The 17,522-nt window shown below is 64.3% G+C and carries 14 protein-coding genes and 1 other RNA gene; 9 read left to right on the top strand and 6 right to left on the bottom strand.

The annotated features are described in order from the left end of the window. Nucleotides 1-118 precede the first annotated feature (118 nt). Nucleotides 119-1,198 (bottom strand): DNA polymerase IV, encoded by a 1,080-nt coding sequence (gene dinB / locus A7D16_RS20595; protein WP_064635119.1) that lies wholly within the window; start codon nt 1,196-1,198, stop codon nt 119-121. A gap of 345 nt (nt 1,199-1,543) precedes the next feature. Here dinB and fabA point away from each other — a divergent pair, with 345 nt between their 5' ends. Together fabA and fabB are read left to right on the top strand one after the other, a co-directional pair. Continuing rightward, nucleotides 1,544-2,059: a 3-hydroxyacyl-[acyl-carrier-protein] dehydratase FabA gene (fabA, locus tag A7D16_RS20590; protein ID WP_064635247.1), complete on the top strand. Its 516-nt coding sequence runs from the start codon at nt 1,544-1,546 to the stop codon at nt 2,057-2,059. Beyond that, nucleotides 2,059-3,267, top strand: coding sequence for a beta-ketoacyl-ACP synthase I (gene fabB, locus A7D16_RS20585; RefSeq protein ID WP_064635117.1), 1,209 nt, complete (start codon nt 2,059-2,061; stop codon nt 3,265-3,267). The genes fabA and fabB overlap by 1 nt, the downstream gene beginning before the upstream one ends. Nucleotides 3,268-3,492: 225 nt before the next feature. Here fabB and A7D16_RS20580 read toward each other — a convergent pair whose 3' ends face one another. From A7D16_RS20580 to A7D16_RS20570, 3 genes are all read right to left on the bottom strand, one after another. Then, nucleotides 3,493-4,158 carry an SH3 domain-containing protein gene (locus A7D16_RS20580; protein ID WP_064635245.1) on the bottom strand — a complete coding sequence of 222 codons (666 nt, stop codon included), beginning with the start codon at nt 4,156-4,158 and terminating at the stop codon, nt 3,493-3,495. 146 nt (nt 4,159-4,304) lie between these two features. Further along, complete coding sequence (locus tag A7D16_RS20575; protein ID WP_064635115.1) at nt 4,305-6,329, bottom strand: M3 family metallopeptidase; 2,025 nt, start codon at nt 6,327-6,329, stop codon at nt 4,305-4,307. A 92-nt stretch (nt 6,330-6,421) separates the two neighbouring features. Next, the gene (locus A7D16_RS20570) at nt 6,422-7,525 is read right to left on the bottom strand and encodes a PLP-dependent cysteine synthase family protein (protein WP_064635113.1); all 1,104 of its coding nucleotides are present in this window, start codon (nt 7,523-7,525) and stop codon (nt 6,422-6,424) included. 133 nt (nt 7,526-7,658) lie between these two features. On the opposite strand from A7D16_RS20570, the gene A7D16_RS20565 reads away from it, so the two are divergent. The 7 genes from A7D16_RS20565 to A7D16_RS20535 all read left to right on the top strand — a co-directional run bounded on the left by A7D16_RS20565 (nt 7,659) and on the right by A7D16_RS20535 (nt 15,302). After that, nucleotides 7,659-8,084 (top strand): CopL family metal-binding regulatory protein, encoded by a 426-nt coding sequence (locus A7D16_RS20565; RefSeq protein ID WP_064635112.1) that lies wholly within the window; start codon nt 7,659-7,661, stop codon nt 8,082-8,084. Nucleotides 8,085-8,308: 224 nt separating this feature from the next. Then, on the top strand, nt 8,309-10,102 hold the full coding sequence (locus A7D16_RS20560; RefSeq protein WP_064635110.1) for a copper resistance system multicopper oxidase: 1,794 nt from the start codon (nt 8,309-8,311) through the stop codon (nt 10,100-10,102). After that, the gene (locus A7D16_RS20555; RefSeq protein ID WP_064635108.1) at nt 10,099-11,361 is read left to right on the top strand and encodes a copper resistance protein B; all 1,263 of its coding nucleotides are present in this window, start codon (nt 10,099-10,101) and stop codon (nt 11,359-11,361) included. The genes A7D16_RS20560 and A7D16_RS20555 overlap by 4 nt, the downstream gene beginning before the upstream one ends. Before the next feature lie 97 nt (nt 11,362-11,458). Beyond that, nucleotides 11,459-11,533: non-coding RNA, sX9 sRNA (locus A7D16_RS20550), on the top strand. Between the two features lie 181 nt (nt 11,534-11,714). Further along, a complete protein-coding gene (gene gloA / locus A7D16_RS20545) occupies nt 11,715-12,239 on the top strand; it encodes a lactoylglutathione lyase (protein WP_064635106.1) in 525 nt (174 codons plus the stop codon). 332 nt (nt 12,240-12,571) lie between these two features. Continuing rightward, nucleotides 12,572-13,330 (top strand): hypothetical protein, encoded by a 759-nt coding sequence (locus A7D16_RS20540; protein WP_064635243.1) that lies wholly within the window; start codon nt 12,572-12,574, stop codon nt 13,328-13,330. A gap of 106 nt (nt 13,331-13,436) precedes the next feature. Beyond that, complete coding sequence (locus A7D16_RS20535; RefSeq protein ID WP_064635104.1) at nt 13,437-15,302, top strand: peptidoglycan-binding protein; 1,866 nt, start codon at nt 13,437-13,439, stop codon at nt 15,300-15,302. Between the two features lie 134 nt (nt 15,303-15,436). On the opposite strand, the gene A7D16_RS20530 is transcribed toward A7D16_RS20535, so the two are convergent. Both A7D16_RS20530 and A7D16_RS20525 read right to left on the bottom strand, forming a co-directional pair. Then, on the bottom strand, nt 15,437-16,582 hold the full coding sequence (locus A7D16_RS20530; RefSeq protein ID WP_064635102.1) for a hypothetical protein: 1,146 nt from the start codon (nt 16,580-16,582) through the stop codon (nt 15,437-15,439). A 234-nt stretch (nt 16,583-16,816) separates the two neighbouring features. Continuing rightward, nucleotides 16,817-17,290, bottom strand: a complete 474-nt coding sequence (locus A7D16_RS20525) for a hypothetical protein (RefSeq protein ID WP_064635100.1) — start codon at nt 17,288-17,290, stop codon at nt 16,817-16,819. Nucleotides 17,291-17,522: the final 232 nt, after the last annotated feature.

Below are 17,522 nucleotides of genomic sequence, written 5' to 3'. Positions count from 1 at the left end.
TGCAGGATTCATGGCGTGTCACTGTGGAGCGCCGGGGATATCTCGCTGGCTGCATCGATACAGTCATCCACGAAGGCCGCATGCGAAGCCCGCAGCACTGCTTACGAGAGAACCGCCATCACTCGGCCTGCGGTATTTCACCGAACAACTGGCCCTGCACCGCGGCGTCTTCGACATCGCTGAAACCGCTCAGGCCGACACCGACCAGGCGGTAACGCGTTTGCGCTGGCAACTCCACGCGGCGGGTCAGGGCCAGCGCGATCTGTGCCAGTGCGTCCTGCGAGGCAGGCGGCTGCTCGGGCGTGTAGGAACGCGTGAGAATGCGGAAATTCGATGTCTTCAACTTCAGCACCACCGTGCGCCCGATGCGCTCGGTGCGACGCGTGGCGAGCCAGGTTTTTTCGGCCAGCCGCAGGATGTGCGGGTCCAGCGCATCAAGCGCAAGATCTTCGCTGAAGGTGTCTTCCGAAGAGACCGACTGCACCTCCTGGTCCGGCTCCACCGGGCGCTCGTCGATGCCGCGCGCGCGGCGATACAGGCTATGCCCGAAACTGCCGAAATGCGCCTGCAATTCTTCCAGCGGGCGCAGGCGCAGATCGGCCACGGTGACGATGCCCAAGGCCGCCAGCTTGCCATCCATCACCTTGCCCACGCCGGGAATGCGATTGACCTTGAGCGGGAGCAGGAATGCATCCACGCGACTGGGTGCGATCACGAACTGGCCATCGGGTTTGCGCCAGTCGGAGGCGATCTTGGCCAGGAACTTGTTCGGGGCGATGCCGGCCGACGCGGTGAGCTGGGTTTCTTCGCGGATCTGGGTGCGGATCAGTTGCGCGATTTCGGTGGCCAGCCGCATGCCGGTCTTGGCTTGGGTGACATCCAGATAGGCCTCGTCCAGCGACAACGGTTCGACCAGATCGGTATGCCGATGGAAGATCTCGCGCACCTGCCGCGACACCGCCTTGTAGCGGGCAAAGTCCGGTGGCACGAAGACCGCATCCGGGCACAGGCGCTCGGCACGCACAGCCGGCATCGCCGAGCGAATGCCGAAGGTGCGCGCTTCGTAAGATGCCGCGCACACTACCGAGCGCGCACCGCGCCAGGCCACCACTACCGGCTTGCCGCGCAGGCTCGGGTCGTCACGTTGCTCCACGGATGCGTAGAACGCATCCATGTCCACGTGCACGATCTTGCGCATCAAGCTGGTTTCTCTGTTACAGGTCTGCATCCATGATAAGCCAGCGCCGTCTCATGCCTTGAGCGGCGATCGCACACAACGCAAGTGGTAAACGGGCGCGACCGGCCATCGAACACCAGCGATCTCGCGTGGTAGACCACAGCAGCAGAGCCAACCATGCAGGCCCGCCCGCCCCCAAAGACGGCACGCCCGCATGCTGCCGCTCAACATGCAACGCGGCCCTGCTGCACGGCGCAACCGGCTGAAAACAGCACGCATGCGTACGGATAAAACGTTTGATTGAACCGCGCCGGCTCATGCACCCTTGCCGGCTTCGCCTTTCGCTCCTTGCAGGAAACGTTCGTCATGACTCGTCAAAGTACGTACTCGCGCGACCAATTGCTGGCCAGTGCGCGTGGGGAATTGTTTGCACCCGACAGCGGCCGTCTGCCCAACGATCCGATGCTGATGTTCGACCGCATCACCGAGATCAGCGACACCGGCGGTGCGCATGGCAAGGGCGTGATTCATGCCGAACTGGATATCCGCCCGGACCTGTGGTTCTTCGGCTGCCACTTCATCGGCGACCCGGTGATGCCCGGTTGCCTGGGCCTGGATGCAATGTGGCAGCTCACCGGCTTCTTCCTCACCTGGATCGGCGCACCCGGCCGCGGCCGCGCGTTGGGTTGCGGGGAGGTCAAATTCACCGGCCAGGTGCTGCCGAGCGCCAAATTGGTGAGCTACGAGATCGATGTCAGCCGCGTGATCAACCGCAAGCTGGTGATGGCGCAGACCGACGCACGCATGCTGGTGGACGGGCGCGAGATCTATACCGCCAAGGATCTGCGCGTGGGCATGTTCACTTCAACGGAGAACTTCTGATGCGTCGCGTCGTCATCACCGGAATGGGCATCAATTCGTGCCTGGGCAACGATCTGGACACCGTCTCCAGCGCTCTGCGCGAAAGCCGCTCCGGCATCACCGCGCTCCCTGATCACGCAGAGGCCGGCCTGCGCAGCCAGGTGGGCGGGGCAGTCACGCTGGATCTGGAAGCGTTGATCGACCGCAAGCTCAAACGCTTCATGGGCGATGCCTCTGCGTACGCCTATCTGGCCATGCGCGATGCGATCGCCGATGCGGGCCTGAGTGCCGAACAGGTCAGCGATGTGCGCACCGGCGTGATCGCCGGCTCCGGCGGCGGCTCCAGCCAATGGCAGGTGGAAACCGCCGACCTGCTGCGCAACCGTGGCGTGCGCAAGGTCGGCCCATATATGGTGCCGCGCACGATGTGTTCGGCGGTCTCTGCATCGCTGGCCACCGCGTTCAAGATCCGCGGCCTGAGCTATTCGCTGTCGGCCGCCTGCGCGACCTCGGCGCATTGCATCGGCGCATCGGCGGATCTGATCCGCCACGGCGCGCAGGATGTGATGTTTGCCGGTGGCGGCGAAGAACTGCACTGGACCATGAGCGTGATGTTCGATGCGATGGGCGCGCTGTCCACCGGCTTCAACGATCGCCCGGCGGTGGCATCGCGCCCGTACGACGCGCAGCGCGACGGCTTCGTCATCGGCAGCGGCGGCGGCATGCTGGTACTGGAAGACTACGACCACGCCATCGCACGCGGCGCACGCATCCATGCCGAACTGCTGGGCTATGGCGTGACCTCCGATGGCGCGGACATGGTGGCGCCCAGCGGCGAAGGTGCGGTGCGCTGCATGCATATGGCCCTGCAAGGGCTGGATCGCCCGATCGATTACCTCAACACGCACGGCACCTCGACACCGCTGGGCGATGTCACCGAACTGGGCGCGGTGCGCGAGGTGTTCGGTGACAACGTGCCGCCGCTGTCCTCGACCAAGGCGCTGTCCGGCCATTCGCTGGGCGCCGCCAGCGTGCACGAGGCGATCTACAGCCTGCTGATGCTGCGCGACGGCTTCATGGCCGGCTCGGCGCATATCGAAGAACTGGACCCGCGCGCGGAAGGTTTCCCGATCCTGCGGCAGACCCAGGACGCCAGGTTGAACACGGTAATGTCCAACAGCTTCGGCTTTGGCGGCACCAACGGTACGCTGGTGTTCGGCCGGGTGTGATGCTCGCCGCCACCGCCGTTCCACCGCGGTGGCCCTGCGGTGGCGGTGGTGGCATCCCACCAGTCACGCAATGACGGAAGTGCCTTGGCGTGCAGCCTGCTTAGACCGGGCACCACGTGGGGCATGCGGACGCTGCGCGGTTGATACCGCGCGGCGCCGCACCGGCAGCACCTGCCACTTCGCGTTGAATACGCTTGCGTGCCGGTTCGCTGGCGGGCGTTCCGGTCAACGCGTCTCCCGCTCCCGAACCGATCGATCGTAGTCGCTGCGTGCATTTGAGATGCAGCCTTGCACGGTGCTGTCCTGGCCACCCGAGCGCTCACAGCCTTGTATCTTGTCGTCCCGCCTGTCGGCGTCGTAGTGATTGCGCGCGGCTCGATCGATTTCGGCGCGTTCTCCTTGCACACGTTCGTTTTCCGAACGTGTCTGCGCCTTCAGGCGCTTTGCGATGGTGGGCACGCCAGCTTGCGGAGCATCACTGGGCGCCATCATGTCCAGACTCGGGGAATCGCCGGGCACATGCGCGCGCCAGAGCGCACGTTCGCTTTCGGCCGTCCATTCGCGGCCTTGATAATGCGCGCCCCAGTACGCATCCAGCGCGAACGTAAGCTTTGGCACCGCCTTTGCGACCGCGCCACGGCCGGACACGATTGCCTGCGCAGGCATCCAGCCGCGCGCATCGGGCCCACGCACATCGCACCACCTGCCAGTTTCCAGACAGCCATACACGGTGACCGGGTTGCCAGCGTGGGCCTCACCCACCAACCGGTATTCCTCGCCAGGGCCGGCACGCAGACGGACCAGGCTGTTGACGTGCGCTGTGTGCTGCGCCGCGACCGGCGTGGCCACTGCGATCAACATCGCCACGCTCCATGACAGACCTCGCCGCATTGCACGCTCCTTGATGTGCCGATCCATGCCGCAATTGGCCACTGCAGTGACCGCGCTGCCACGTGTATCAGCCAGGCGGCCTCACCGCGCTGCGAACGCAGCGCCTGCCGACACTGGCAGGCGCAAGGCCGACAAGGCCGGCATCTTCAGCCTGCCATGTCGTTGTGTCGCAGCAACGCATCGATGCTCGGCGCACGCCCACGGAAAGCGCGGAAGTTGTCGGCCGCACTGCGGCTGCCACCGCGCGACAACACCTCATGGCGGAACCGTGCACCGGTCTCGGCCACCTGCTCGGGCGCCTCTTCGAACGCGGCATAGGCATCGGCGCTGAGCACTTCGGCCCATTTGTAGCTGTAATAGCCGGCCGCATAGCCCCCGGCGAAAATGTGGCTGAACTGGTGCGGGAAGCGATTCCACGCTGGCGGCCGATTGACTGCCACCTCGTCGCGCACGCGCTCGATCAATTGCAGCACGCTGTCCTGGGTCGGGTCGAAGCTGCTGTGCAGCTGCATGTCGAACAAGGCAAATTCCAGCTGGCGCACGGTGAACATGCCGCTCTGGAAATTGCGCGCAGCCAGCAAGCGATCGAACAGGTTGCGCGGCAACGGTTCGCCGGTCTGCACATGCGCGGTCATCGCCTGCACGCGCTCCCATTCCCAGCAGAAGTTCTCCATGAACTGGCTCGGCAACTCCACCGCATCCCATTCGACGCCGTTGATGCCGGCCACGCCCAGCTCGCCGATGCGGGTTAGCAGCTGATGCAGGCCGTGGCCCATTTCATGGAACAGCGTGGTGACCTCGCCATGCCGGAAGGTGGCCGGTGCGTCGCCGCTGCCGCGGCCGAAGTTGCACACCAGATACACCAGCGGCGTCTGCACGCCGTTGGCTGTGTCGCGGCGATTGCGGCAGTCGTCCATCCATGCGCCACCGCGCTTGCCTTCGCGCGCATACAGATCCAGATAGAACTGGCCGACCAGCGCGCCTTGCGCATCTTCCAGCCGGTAAAACCGCACATCCGGGTGCCAGACCGGCGCGCTGTCGGGTTTGACGGTAAGCCCGTACAGGCTGTGGATCACATCGAACAGGCCGGCCAGCACTTTCGGCTCGGTGAAGTACTGCTTCACCTCCTGCTCGGAAAAGCTGTAACGCGCCTGCTTGAGTTTTTCGCTGACGTAGGCCAGATCCCAGGCCTGCAGCTCGTCCAGGCCCAGTTCGTCGCGCGCAAAGGTTTCCAGCTCGTCGCGGTCGCGCTGCGCATGCGCCTTGGCGCGCACGGCCAGATCGCGCAGGAAGCCCATCACCTCGTCCGGGCTCTGCGCCATCTTGGTGGCCACCGAATAGTCGGCGTAACTGGCGAATCCGAGCAGCTGCGCCAGCTCGGCGCGCAAGCCCAGAATGCGATCGATATTGGCGCTGTTGTCCAGCGCGGCATCGCCGAATTCGGAAGCGCGCTCGGCGTTGGCGCGGTACAGCAGCGCGCGCAGTTCGCGGCTGTCGGCATCGCTCTGCACCGGCAGGTAGCACGGCATCTGCAAGGTGAATTTCCAGCCCGGCACGCCGTCTTTCTCTGCGGCAGCGCGCGCGGCAGCGATCACTTCGGCCGGCAAGCCGGAGAGCTGCGTTTCGTCCTCGGTCACATGCGACCAGGCATCGGTGGCGTCGAGCACGTTCTGCGAAAACTTGGCCGCCAAGGCCGACAGTTCTTCCTGGATCTGCGCAAAACGCGCCTTGGCCTCGTCATCGAGTTCGGCACCGCCCAGGCGGAAATCGCGTAGTGCGTTGTCCAGCACCTTGCGACGCGCTTCATCGTAGGACGCTGCCTCCGGCGACTGCGCCAACGCCTTGTACTGCGCATACAGCGCCAGGTTCTGGCCCAGCGCACTGCCGAAGCGGCTCACCTTGGGCAGGTTGCTGTTGTAGGCCTCGCGCAACTCCGGGGTGTTCATCACCGCCTGCAGATGACCAACCTGCCCCCAGGCGCGCCACAGGCGCTCGGTGGCATCGTCCAGCGGCGTGACAAAGCTATTCCAGCGCACCGGGCTGACCTGCTCGGCCGCCTTCACTGCCGCCTCGGCATCGGCGAGCAAGTGGTCGATCGCCGGGCCCACGTGTTCGGGGCGGATCGCATCGAAGGACGGCAGTCCGGACAGATCGAGCAGCGGGTTGGTCATGGGGCGCTCCGGGTGGGACTGGATCAGGAATGACGAAGTTGTCTGGTGACACGTACCGACAGCTGCGTGTCACTGCGTGGTGGATATGGCGGTCATTCCAGCGCCGCACAAGGCAAGGCGGGCAGATCGCCGCCGTTCACGGCCAGGGCGATGGCTGCATCGCTGTCGCTGACATCGATCTCGCGCGCCACGTACCAGGCCGGGTCGTAATAGCTGTGCGCGTAGCGTTCGCCGGCATCGCACAGGATGGTGACGATGGAGCCCTGCCGGCCTTCCTCGCGCATTCGCCGGGCCGCCTGCAGCACGCCGACGAAATTGGTGCCGGTGGAGCCGCCGACGCGCCGGCCCAGGGTGGCACTGACATGGCGCATCGCCGCCAGGCTCAGCGCATCGGGCACCTTGATCATTACATCCACGCAGCTGGCGATGAAGCTCGATTCCACCCGTGGCCGGCCGATGCCTTCGATGCGCGAGCCGCCGGTGATGGCCAGCTCTTTGGGGCACTGCCCGTCCACCGCACGGCAGTAGCCGTCGAAAAACACCGACACTTCCGGGTCTGCGCACAGGATGCGGGTGGCATGCCGGCGATAGCGCACATAGCGGCCCAAGGTGGCGCTGGTGCCGCCGGTGCCGGGGCTGCACACGATCCATTCCGGAATCGGGTGCGGCTCCTCGGACAGCTGCTTGAAGATCGATTCGGCGATGTTGTTGTTGGCGCGCCAGTCGGTGGCACGCTCGGCATAGGTGAACTGGTCCATGAAGTGCCCGCCGGTCTCGCGCGCAAGCGCATGCGAGGCGCTGTCCAGATCGCAGGCGCGCTCCACCAGATGGCAGCGGCCGCCCTGGAATTCGATCGCGGCGATCTTCTCCGGCGAGGTCGACGCCGGCATCACCGCGATGAAGGGCACCCCCAGCAGGCGCGCGAAATAGGCCTCGGAAATGGCGGTGGAGCCGCTGGAGGCCTCGATCACCGGGCGCCCGGCACGCAGCCAGCCATTGGTGAGCGCGTACAGGAACAGCGAGCGCGCCAACCGGTGCTTGAGGCTGCCGGTGGGGTGGCTGGACTCGTCCTTGAAGTACAGATCGATGCCCGGATAGCCCGGCAGGTCCATCGGGATCAGATGGGTGTCGGCCGAACGGTTGAAATCGGCTTCGATCTTCTGGATGGCGGCGGCCACCCACTGGCGCTGCGACATGGGCACGGGCGTGATGCAAAGGAGGCCGCAATTCTACCGCCGCCGGGCGTGCGCCCGGGCCGGGCGGTCATCCGGCGGACAGTTGCCGGGCCGGTGGTATGCTCATGGCTCCTGTCCGCCGCCCTGACTGCCCGTGCTGCGTTGCCTGCTCCGCCTGCTGCTGTGCCTGTGCCTGGTCGCCAATACGGCCACCGGTGCGTGGGCGTCGGTGGGCATGGCGATGCCGGATACGGTGATGCCACAGGCCGCGGTACACGCGATGGCGACGCACCCGTCGACCGCACAGGCGATGTCCTGCCACGACGCCATGGTGGCGCCGGACAAGGCGGCGCCCGACGCACTGGCCCCGCCGGACAAAGGCGATCACCCGCATGCGGCCGACTGCTGCAAGCTGGGCAGTTGCGACTGCCTGCACCATTGCAGCCTGGCCCTGCTGGCCCTGCTGACGCTGCCGGCGGTGCCGGCGGGGATGCCCGGCCATTCCGCAGTATCTGCCACCCTGGAAGAGGGTCGCAGCAGCCCGGCGCACGAACAACCGGTACGACCTCCCATCGGCTAAGCGGCCGACGGACCCTGTGCCCACCAGCAGGCGGGCATGCCCGCTACCGGATGTCGTCAGGTCTTGCGCGCGCGGCGCGCGCAATTGCGCCCTCGTCGCGGCCTGACGCTGGCTGCGCATCGTCTGTCAGCCACGCCCTATGTCCTTCGCCCTGCGTGCCAGCACGCGGGAGTTCCCAACGATGCGCTGCGTCCGCCAGTTGGCGCAGACGTACCGGAGGTGTCATGTCTTCCGATTCCCATGTAGTCGATCCAACCTCCGCGCCGGGCCTGAGCCGGCGCCGCTTCGTGCAGGGCCTGGCCCTGGGCGGGGTTGCCGCTACCACCGGGCTGTGGCGCAGCGACGCGCGCGCAGCCCGCGCCATGGCTGCACCCGTCTTGCGCGGCAGCAGCCAGTCGCTGCAGATCGGCCGCCTGCCGGTCAACGTCACCGGACGTACCCGCCCGGCGATCACCGTCAACCAGAGCCTGCCCGCGCCCACGCTGCGCTGGCGCGAGGGCGACACGGTCAGCGTGCGCGTGCGCAACGCGCTGCCCGACCAGCCCACCTCCGTGCATTGGCATGGGTTGTTGCTGCCGGCCAACATGGATGGCGTGCCGGGCATGAGCTTCGATGGCATCGCGCCGGGGCAGGAGTATCACTACCGCTTCGCGCTGCGCCAATCCGGCACCTACTGGTACCACAGCCATTCGATGTTCCAGGAGCAGGCGGGCTTGTACGGCGCCATCGTCATCGACCCGCTGACGCCACCGCCGTATCGCCACGACCGCGAGCATGTGGTGCTGTTGTCGGACTGGACCGATCTGGACCCGGCCGCGTTGTTCCGCCGGCTCAAGCAGATGCCCAGCCACGACAACTACGCGCAGCGCACCGTGGGCGATTTCCTGCGCGATGCGCGCGAAGACGGTGTGCGGGCAACGCTGGCAGACCGCGGCATGTGGGGGCGCATGCGCATGACGCCCACCGACCTGTCCGACGTCAATGCCAACACTTACACCTACCTGCTCAATGGGGTGGCACCGGCCGGCAACTGGACCGGGCTGTTCACCCCCGGCGAGAAAGTGTTGCTGCGTTTCATCAACGGCTCGTCGATGACCTACTTCGACATCCGCATCCCCGGCCTGCGCATGACGGTGGTGGCCGCCGATGGCCAGTACGTGCATCCGGTCAGCGTGGACGAACTGCGCATTGCCGCGGCCGAAACCTTCGACGTGATTGTCGAACCGCTTGGCCAGGATGCATTTACGTTATTCGCACAGGACATGGGACGCACCGGTTTCGCCTGCGGCACCTTGGCGGTGCGGCATGGCTTGCAGGCGCCGATTCCGGCGCTGGACCCGCGTGCGATCCTGACCATGCAGGACATGGGGCATGGCGACGGGATGGCGCATGCAGACCACGCAACGCCCGCAATGCATGGCACACCCGGGATGCAGGCGGCGCATGAGATGCACGACATGCACTCGCATGACGATGCAAAGACACACGACAAGACGCCGCACCACCCCGCCAGCGAAGACGTCAACCCGCTGATCGACATGCGCAGCAACGCCACCGCACCGCGGCTGGACGACCCCGGCGTGGGCCTGCGCGACAACGGCCGCCGCGTGCTGCGCTATGGCGATCTGCACAGCCTGTTCGACGACCCGGATGGGCGCGAACCCGGGCGCGAGATCGAGCTGCACTTGACCGGCCATATGGAAAAATTTGCCTGGTCGTTCGACGGCGTGGCGTTCGCCTCGGCCGAGCCCTTGCGGCTGCGCTACGGCGAGCGGCTCCGCATCGTGCTGGTCAACGACACCATGATGCAGCACCCCATCCACCTGCACGGCATGTGGAGCGATCTGGAAGATGCCGACGGCAACTTCCAGGTGCGCAAGCACACCATCGACATGCCGCCGGGCACCCGCCGCAGCTACCGCGTGCGCGCCGATGCGCTGGGCCGCTGGGCGTATCACTGCCATCTGCTGTACCACATGGAAGCGGGCATGATGCGCGAAGTGCGGGTGGAAGCATGAGCCGCTATCGCACGCAGGCCTGGTTGGCGGCCGCACTAGTGGCGAGCGCCTCTGCAAGTGCGCAGGAACACCCGCAAGAAACGCTGCAGAGTTCCTCGCAGGACACGCAATACCATGTAATGCAGATGCATCCTGGGCACATGCAACATAGGGAGCCGATGAAGAGCTCTACCAAAACGGTAAAGCCGTCGAACGCAGCCAGCGACATCCCGGCACCGCCGTCTGTGCAAGCCGCCCCCGCGACATCGCACGCAACGACACCGCATTATTCCCACCTGCAACATGGCGACATGCCGCCTGCGCAGCGCGCGCCCTCTCAACCCGCCCAAATGGACCACGCCAACATGGCGCATGCCGCAGTGAAACATGAGGCGATGACGCATGCGTCAATGGATCACGGAGCACTTGATCAAGAGCCAATGGATCACGCCTCGATGGATCACTCGAAAATGGGGCATGCGCAGCCCACCTCCGCTGCGCAACCTCCCGCAGCACGCGCCAACACCACACTCACCCACCACCATGCCGACGTCGGCAGCACCGGCCTGCCACGCGAACCACTCCCCACGCCCACCGACGACGATATCGCCGCCGCGTTCGCACCCTTGCACGCGCATACGATGCACTCCGCGGGCATCAACCACTATGTCCTGCTCGACCGGCTGGAAGGCTTCAACACCGATCGCGGCAGTGGTCAGGCATGGGAATCCCGCGCATGGATTGGCGGCGACATCGACCGGCTCTGGCTGCGCAGCGAAGGCGAGCGTCACGACGGCCGCACCGAATCCTCCTCGCTGGAAGCCTTCTACGGGCACTCCATCTCGCCATGGTGGGACCTGCTCGTGGGCGCGCGTCAGGACCTTGGCGCAAATGCACAGCGCAGCTGGGCCGCCTTCGGCGTGCAAGGACTGGCGCCCTACAAGTTCGAAACCGAGGCCACGCTCTATGTAGGCAACGGCAGCCGCGCAGCGCTGCGGCTGGAAGGCGAGTACGAGGTGTTGCTGACCAACCGCCTGATCCTGCAACCGCGCGTGGAAGCGGACATCGCGCTCACCGACGACACCAGCCGCGGCATTGGCAGCGGCCTGGAAGAGGTCGAGGCTGGCCTGCGCCTGCGCTACGAAATCACTCGCCGCTTTGCGCCCTACATCGGCTGGGTGCACAGCCGCAGCTTCGGCGATACCGCGCGAAACGCCACGACCGAAGGCGAACCGGCGCACAACAGCCGGTTCGTTGCCGGCCTGCGCATCTGGTTCTGAAACAGCAGCGGCGGGTGCATTGACCGATCGTTTTAGAGCGGCTAACAAGACGACCGCGCTCACCGCCAGGCGGGCGCGGTCGGTACTCGGAATCCGCATGTACCACTTCACACGCTGCGGTTCTGAGCCGCCGTCCGCACCCGCCTGACAGCTGCTCGCTATGTTTTGAGCCGCTCATCGGCCATGCACGCGGTGTTGAAGCGTAAAAAAGCTGCTGCTGATTTCGGTGGGCCGAGGAACACAGCCGCCAGATCAGCGATCTCGCGCAGTGCAGACATACCGACAACCCTTGCCCCGCTACCATCGGCGCCCACGCAGCCAGACCTGCACCCCATGTCATCGAGGAGACCACAATGCCTTTGACCGATCTGCAACATGTTCCCGGTGCCAGCGCCGCGCCTACCGACACCAGCGGCTTCGTGTTCAACCACACCATGCTGCGCGTCAAGGATGCCCAGCGCGCGCTGGACTTCTACACGCGCGTACTGGGTTTTCGCCTGCTCGATGCGCGCGACTTCGCCGATGCAAAATTCAGCCTGTATTTTCTCGCGCTGCTGCCGGAAGGCACCCCTATTCCCGATGACGACGCACAACGTCGCCTGTGGATGGCCGGCATCCCCGGCGTGCTCGAACTCACCCACAACCACGGCACCGAAACCCAGGACGGCCCGGTCTACCACGACGGCAACAGCGACCCACGCGGCTTCGGCCACATCTGCATCTCGGTGCCGGACATCCACGCCGCCTGCGCGCGCTTCGACAGCCTCGAGGTGCCGTATCAAAAGCGCCTGGAAGACGGCCGCATGAAGCACCTGGCCTTCATCAAGGACCCGGACGGATACTGGGTAGAGATCATTTCCAACACGCCGCTGGCCTAAGAGCGCGACGCGCGGCAGCCCTGACGTTTCAGTGGATGGGAGTGGACGTGAAAACTCCTCCCATCCCACCTAGAGGTCGCACGCCCCGGCGGAAAGCCGGCATCACCAGGCGCGGCGCGACGACTGGACACAACGGCGGGCTGGAGTAGACTTTCGCCGCCCTCCGCAATGGATGCACCCCAATGCTCGTCAGGAAGATTCCACTGATCCTTGCGCTAGCAACGATCGCCGCGTGCAAGCCGGCGGCGCCAGACGCCACGGCTCCAAAGACGGCCACCGCCGACACGGCCAACGCCACCACCTCTAAATCCGCAGACAAGGATGCATCTCCCATGCAGGACGCAACCCAGGGATCGACCCAGCAAGTGCAGCCGCCGCGACCCGATAGTGTGCTGTATTTCATCAGCAACGTGGACGGCGACGGCGCAACCTCTTACGAGGTCGCCAATGGCAGCTGGATCAATTACTGGTACGGCTTCCAGTTCGAACTCGGAGGTACGCGTTATTACACCGGCTTTGCCTGGGAAACGCCCGAGCTCTACGGTGCGGAGCGCGAGAATCACGACGCTGCCCCTGGTACCAAGGTGACCTTGGCCCACGCCACCTTCGTCACCAGCGAACCAGGCAGTAAGTCGCCATGGAAGCTTCTTGGCGCAGAGCCGTACATCGGCGAGTTCGGCGGAATGGAAAAAGGCAACACCGTCGACACGACGCGTAAGCCGGAGACTTTTGTCACCGACGACGGCCGCTTGGTCCTAGCCGTGCCGACGTGGAGCCTGCAGTCGGGCATACGGATCCTTTCCTACGACGTATTGGTGTTCAACCCGAAGGAAACCGATAACGTCAACGACAAACATTGGACCTACATCGGCAATATCCCGGCCGGTGAGGACAATAGTGCAAATTGTGGCGAGGACGCGCCCGGGAAGATCGCCTGCGTCAAGAACAGCAGTACGCTTGCGTTCGTTAAGCAGCCAGGGCTGCCCGCGTTGCGGGTGAGCGTTTCTGCAGACTCGCCGACGAACGGGGGTGACGAAACGGTTGAATATCGCTACGATGCCGCCCACAAATCGTATTTGCCGACCCCTTAACACAGGACCAAAGGAATTGGTTCGGGCGGCGTACCGCTGCATCCGCATGGCTGCAGCACTCAATCAAGGACCTTGAGCGATGCCGACGAATTACTCACGAGCCCAAGTGCTCGACATCATCGAACGTGAAGCGACCGAGCGGAATATTCCGCGTGACGACTTCCTGCGTTTTGCCCATGTAGAGACTGGCGGCGCCTTCGACGAACTGGCTAGCCGCGGAGCCGCTGGTGCGAAAGGCCTGTTTCAGTTCACTCCGCCGACTGCCCAGCAATACGGCATCGCTGGACGAGAGTTGGATGCCGTGGTCAACACCGACGCAGCAGCGCGGTTGTACCTGGATAACCGCACGAGCCTGGTTAATCGACACGAACGCGATGGGCGGCCCTATCTGTCGGGCAAGCCGGAACCCGATGGTCTGGACATGTACCTGGCCCATCAGCAGGGCGCCGGTGGCTACCGTTCGCTTCAGACCGCGATCGCCACAGGGTCTTTTGGTCTCGAAAGCACGCGCGCGAACATCATCAACAATGTCGGCGAGAAAGAGCTGAAATCTTTAACGGGTGTCGATTCTGCGACATTCCGAAACATGTCCGACAAGGACATGGCGCAGACGTTTGTGCAGTACTGGGATACGAAGATGGACCGTATCCGTATTCCTGAAAAAGGCATCGAGCCCATTTCGGCCACACAGCAGACACCGTCGCAGTCTGCGCCATCACAGTCCGCACCGGCCCAGCCGGAGAAAGCTGCAGCGCACGGCATTGCGCTCCACGCCGCCTACGACCTCACCAACAAGTACGACCACGTCAAGTATGGCTTGGGCGCAAAAGATCCTGACAAAGGCAAAGTCGATTGTTCTGGCTGGGTTGTCGAGATGCAAAACGCGACCATGGATGAAATCAACAAGGGTGCCGACAAGGCCATCTTCACCAAGGACGAAAAGTTCAGCCCTGGTTTCGACAGTGCATCCGAACTGCTGCGCAAGGCCGAGCAGCGCTCTGGAGTTCTGATCCAAGGCAAAGACGTCACTGCCAAGAATCTCAAAGAGGGCATGATCATCGGCGAGGACAATGGCCCGCAGAGTTGGGACAAGGGGCGTTATAAGGGCATCGATCACATCACGATGGTGGTGCGCGACCCCAAGGATGGCGAGCTCAAGATCAGCCAGTCGCGTGGCGGCGAGGGTGTCGAGCTCAGCTCGCTGGATACCTACCTCGAGCGTAAGCACGCCAAGGGCGTCAAGCTCTATGCCAGCGACCCGCTCTCCGAGGCGCGCGAGTTGCTGCAGGACCGTAGCCAGACCAAGCAGCAGTCGCACGACAGCAACGCGCACAAGCCCACGCATGCACAAGCTGCGGCCGAAACATCCGACGTGCTGCGAGAAAAGGCGCACGGTGCCGATGTTCAGAAAGTGCAGCAAACCTTGCAGCAGCTGGGCTACAAGGACGCCAACGGCAATGAGCTCAAAGCCGACAGCGCCTATGGCCAGCGGACGGGCGAGGCAGTCAAGGCATTCCAGCGTGCACACGGGCTACAGGACGATGGCGTGGTTGGCCGCGATACGTTGAATGCATTGAAGCAGGCAGAAAAGACGCCGCTGCTCTCGGAGAAAACCAACCCCGACCACCCACTATTCAACCAGGCTGTCAGCAAGCTGGAACAACTGGGTCCGAATGCATTCGCCAACCGGCAGCAGTTGGTGAACGCTGCCGGCCACATGACCTTCGAAGCAAAAGTCAGTGGCCTGCAGCGAATCGACATGGTGGCGCAAAGCAAGGATGGCAGCGGGCTGTTTGCCGTACAGGGCCAGCCGAGCGACCCGGCGCATCAGCGGATCTACACCGACAAGGCAACCGCTGCGGAACGTCCCCTGGAGCAAAGCAGCAATGCCGTGCGGCAGGAAGCGCAAACGCAGACGCAGGCTCAAGATCAGCACGAGCAGCAACGTAACCAGGCGCGCAGCGTAGGCTGAGCGCTCTGCAATGGAAAGACACAAGGGGCACTGATCGACGGATCAGTGCCCCTTGTGGTTTAGCGATATGTTTACCTTGATTCTTGTCAGATCACATCGGGTGCCATATGTCCGGCGTCGGCAGATCCGGCCATTCAATTGGACGTCGCAACAGCCTCTCTATCGGGGAACCACTGCGGCAACCGCTCGGCGAATTTCGCTGCGCATTCGTCGCTGTAGGCTTGTGCGGCCTCTTTGACTAATGCGTAATCGTTGGCTTCCCACTGCTCCAGAGAAGCAGTACGCGGTGTCGGCGTACAGTCCATGCTGACCGGGCTCGCCTTGCGCTTGAGCAGGCCGGTGCGTTCGCCACCGATCGTCACTGCATAGCGCAATTCATAGTGCGATTCGCTATCGGTCAGGCTTTGATACACCAGCAACCAGTCGGACATCAGCACCTGCAATGGGAACCGATCCACCGGCAGCGCCGTAGGATGCCCGGTGAAGTAGGTCTTCAAGTGCGCGTTGACCGCATCGCGCTGCAATTGATAACCCGGATTGCCCACCCCTTCCATCTTCTCGCCTTTCAGCTGCCCCTTGTTGAAGGCCGAGACAACGCCCCCACGCGCAAACAAGCTGGTGGCGATCTGCAATCCCACCACCGCCCCGGTATGCCCGCGACGCACCACGCGCAACATTTCATCGCCGTTGGGCTGACCGTTCGGGCCCACCCGCATGCTGGACTGTAACGGCAGCTGCAAGGCCCAGTCAGACGACGGTGCAATGACGACATCTGCATCGGATTGCGTTTGTGGCGATGGCTGCCCTTCGGCCGCCGCAACCGCAATCGCCCCCGCTTCAGCCGCCGCCGCATAGGCAGTTGCCGCAGAGAAATCACCGCCAGCAAACGCAGGCCCCACCGCTGTGGCTTCGGTCACGCGCGCCGGCGTACAAAACGTCCCGGCCGCGCGCATCTGCGCTTCATGAAAGCCGATCCCGTTGATCTGGTGCACCACGGCATCCTTGCCGTACTGCTCCACCAACTTGCCGATCAATGCATCGGAGGGCGTTTGCTGTGCGCAGACCTTGGCGGCAGCGATGCGCGACCAGGCGAACTGCAGCGCAGGATCCCAGCCCAGCGCATCTTCGCCCACGAATCCGTGGTCGTAGTGATATGCATAGATGGCAGGGTCGATCTCCTGCAGCGTCATTCCACCCTGACCGGCATAGCCCAGCGGCAGATCTTGCGCAACGGCAAGCCCAGGCAGTGCCAACAGCACCGCTGCAATACACGTCTTCATGAATCCCTGTCCCTTTGGATAAGAGCGACGCGCTGCATGTCCCCCATGCAGCGCGACCGATGCACCAACGCTTGCACGCGATGGCTTCCAACGATGCAGAGTTCGGATCAACAGGTAATGGCACAACGCACCCGCAGATCGACCTGCAGGGATAGTGTGCCCGCACACGGCCGCCATCGCAGTCGGGGCGGTCCCGACGCCGATGTGGGGACCGCCCCTGCGCACGTTCACTGGTTACGCATGCAAGATCCCGCCAACGCTCGGTTGCCAATCGTGTGGCGTGCGCAATGCAGCGAGTGTGCGCACCAGCTCGCGATAGCTGCCGGCCAGTTGTGCGAACAGCCCTGCATCGCTGTAGCGGGTGTCGGCTACTTCGGAATATGCGCCGCGCCCTAGGTCGATGAAGTAGTCCACACTCAGCCGACGGCGCTGCGCCACGCCCGGGAACAGGCCTGCAATCAACAGACATCCGTCGCCCACATCGCGCAATGCGTCGGCCCGCACGCTGCCGACCTGATCCTGCGCATGCAACCATGCCAGTGCCTGCGTGCGCGACAGCAGATGCACATCGCGCTGGAAGCGCAACAACACGAACACCAGATAGTGTTCGCGCGATTCGTCCAGCGGACGCGCAATCCGCTGCCCCGCCTCGCGCACCAACGCCTGCCACAATTCCGCCGGCGCCCCCTGTTTGAAAGACTCGTGCATACGTCCTCCTGCGTGGTGTGACCCTCGCAAGAAGCTTATGCATAACCTGGGCCAAAGCGTTGGCAGCCTTGAAGCGCGGCTGCTAGTCGGCGCAACACGCAGCTGCCTTGACGACGCCCTGCCGCTTGGCTGCCCGAGGATCACGATCGCCGCCATCTCTTGCGTAGCAGCAGCGAGGTCGCCACGCGGCCTGGCTGCGCACCGCCGTTGCACAGGGGCTGCGGGCTCACGC

Source organism: Xanthomonas nasturtii (assembly GCF_001660815.1).
Lineage (GTDB): Bacteria > Pseudomonadota > Gammaproteobacteria > Xanthomonadales > Xanthomonadaceae > Xanthomonas > Xanthomonas nasturtii.
This window is presented reverse-complemented; position numbering and strand designations above follow the sequence as displayed.

Coding starts and splice junctions, on each gene's coding strand:
- fabB (WP_064635117.1), top strand. CDS start 2,059: ATGCGTCGCGTCGTCATCACCGGAATGGGCATCAATTCGTGCCTGGGC.
- dinB (WP_064635119.1), bottom strand. CDS start 1,198: ATGCGCAAGATCGTGCACGTGGACATGGATGCGTTCTACGCATCCGTG.
- fabA (WP_064635247.1), top strand. CDS start 1,544: ATGACTCGTCAAAGTACGTACTCGCGCGACCAATTGCTGGCCAGTGCG.
- A7D16_RS20540 (WP_064635243.1), top strand. CDS start 12,572: ATGCAGGACGCAACCCAGGGATCGACCCAGCAAGTGCAGCCGCCGCGA.
- gloA (WP_064635106.1), top strand. CDS start 11,715: ATGCCTTTGACCGATCTGCAACATGTTCCCGGTGCCAGCGCCGCGCCT.
- A7D16_RS20560 (WP_064635110.1), top strand. CDS start 8,309: ATGTCTTCCGATTCCCATGTAGTCGATCCAACCTCCGCGCCGGGCCTG.
- A7D16_RS20580 (WP_064635245.1), bottom strand. CDS start 4,158: ATGCGGCGAGGTCTGTCATGGAGCGTGGCGATGTTGATCGCAGTGGCC.
- A7D16_RS20525 (WP_064635100.1), bottom strand. CDS start 17,290: ATGCACGAGTCTTTCAAACAGGGGGCGCCGGCGGAATTGTGGCAGGCG.
- A7D16_RS20555 (WP_064635108.1), top strand. CDS start 10,099: ATGAGCCGCTATCGCACGCAGGCCTGGTTGGCGGCCGCACTAGTGGCG.
- A7D16_RS20570 (WP_064635113.1), bottom strand. CDS start 7,525: ATGTCGCAGCGCCAGTGGGTGGCCGCCGCCATCCAGAAGATCGAAGCC.
- A7D16_RS20530 (WP_064635102.1), bottom strand. CDS start 16,582: ATGAAGACGTGTATTGCAGCGGTGCTGTTGGCACTGCCTGGGCTTGCC.
- A7D16_RS20575 (WP_064635115.1), bottom strand. CDS start 6,329: ATGACCAACCCGCTGCTCGATCTGTCCGGACTGCCGTCCTTCGATGCG.